This is a genomic window from Neisseria sp. P0022.S010 (assembly GCF_051956635.1).
Window position 1 is genome coordinate 1 of the sequence record NZ_JBQCXF010000504.1, and the last position, 2,110, is coordinate 2,110.

The 2,110-nt window shown below is 53.1% G+C and carries 1 protein-coding gene; it reads right to left on the minus strand.

Annotated features, from left to right (window positions below; all coding sequences use genetic code 11):
* Positions 1-41: 41 nt before the first annotated feature.
* Positions 42-2,110, minus strand: a 2,069-nt coding sequence (alaS, locus tag ACTHUT_RS18690) for an alanine--tRNA ligase (RefSeq protein ID WP_440419372.1), incomplete at its 5' end; no start/stop codon positions are given.

The window sequence follows — 2,110 nt, forward strand, 5'->3', positions numbered from 1 at the left end:
ACCTGAAACCCACTATTTTCAGGCAGCTTGCACGTTCCTAATTACAGCTTCTCTCTAACCCAGCTTTCTACCGAATCCAGCATCGTGCCGACTTGGGAAGCATCCGTTCCCCCCGCCTGTGCCAAATCCGGTCTGCCGCCGCCTTTGCCGCCGACTTGTTCGGCTGCAAATTTAACCAGATCACCTGCTTTGACTTTGCCAGTCAGCGGTTTGGATACGCCGGCACACAGGGAAACTTTGCCGTCGTTGACTGCGGCGAGTAATACGATGGCTTGTTCTGATTTGCCGGTTAAGTCGGTCACGATTTCGCGCAGGGCTGCGGCATCGGCTTCGATTTGGGCGGCAACGAGTTTGGCTGAGCCCAGGTCTTTTGCATCGTCCAAGAGTTTGGCGCCTGCGTGGACGGCGAGTTCGGCTTTGGCGCGTGCCAATTCTTTTTCCAATGCTTTGGCGTGTGTTGCGCCTGCTTGGATTTTCGCCAGTACGTCTTTTTCGGTTTGAGCTTTGGTTTCGGCAATAATGTCTTTAACCAAGCGTTCTTGCTCTTGCGCCCATTTGAGTGCGTTCAGGCCGGTGATGGCTTCGATACGGCGCACGCCTGCGGCAATACCGCCTTCGCTGATGATTTTGAAGAGGCCGATGTCGCCGGTGCGTGAAACGTGTGTACCACCGCACAATTCGGTAGAGAAACCGCCCATTTGCAGTACGCGGACTTCGTCGCCGTATTTTTCGCCGAAGAGCATCATGGCACCGGTTTTTTGGGCATCTTCCATGCTCATAATGGCTGCGTTGACGGCAACGTTGGCCAAAATGGCTTCGTTGACGCGGCGTTCTACTTCGGCGATTTCTTCGGCAGTTACCGCTTGAGGATGGGAAATGTCGAAACGGGTGGATTCGGCGGTAACCAAAGAGCCTTTTTGTTCAACGTGTTCGCCCAATACATCGCGCAGGGCTTTGTGCATTAAGTGGGTCGCGCTGTGGTTGCGCATATTGGCATTGCGGATTTCGTCATCCACTTTGGCGGTAACGCTGTCACCGACTTTCAGACGGCCTGAAGTTTGTACGCCGAATTGACCGAATACGGCCGCTTTGATTTTTTGGGTATCGTGTACTTCAAAGCGGTTTTCGCCTGCGAAGATATAGCCGACGTCGCCGACTTGACCGCCGGATTCTGCATAAAACGGGGTAAAGTCGATAACGACGGCACCTTCGTCGCCTTCGTTTAATTCGTTGACTTGCTCGCCGTCTTTGTAGAGGGCGAGGACTTTGGATTCGGTTTGGCGTTCGCTATAACCTTTAAACTCGGTGTCTTGACCTTCGTAAGGAAGTTGGGCATTGGCTTTGAAGCTTTGTGCGGCACGTGCGCGTGCGCGTTGGGCTTCCATTTCGCGCTCGAAGCCTGCTTCGTCTAGTTCGATATTGCGTTCGCGGCAGATGTCGGCGGTCAAGTCGTATGGGAAACCGTAGGTATCGTAGAGTTTGAAGATGATTTCGCCGTCGAGTTTTTTGCTGCCTTTGGCAAGCGCGTTTTCCAACAAAGCCATACCGGTTTCCAGAGTTTGAGCAAAACGGCTTTCTTCGTTTTTCAACGCTTCTTCGATTTGAACTTGTTTTTCTTTCAATTCAGGGTAGGCATCGCCCATCTCTTTAACCAAATCGGCCACCAGTTTGTGGAAGAATGGTTTGCTTTGACCCAGTTTGTAGCCATGGCGTACGGCGCGGCGGATAATGCGGCGCAATACGTAGCCGCGGCCTTCGTTGGAAGGCAATACGCCGTCTGCAATTAGGAAGGAGCAGGAGCGGATGTGGTCGGCGATGACTTTCAGGCTTGGTTCTTCCATGCTGAAAGGTGCGCCGGTTTCGCGGGCAACGGCTTTGAGCAAGTCTTGGAACAAATCGATTTCGTAGTTGCTGTGAACATGCTGCATCACAGCCGCCATACGCTCCAAGCCCATGCCGGTATCAACGGATGGTTTAGGCAGCGGATTCATATTGCCTTGTTCGTCGCGGTTGAACTGCATAAATACGCAGTTCCAAATTTCAATCCAGCGGTCGCCGTCTTCTTCAGGGCTGCCCGGAATGCCGCCCCAGATTTCTTCGCCGTGGTCGT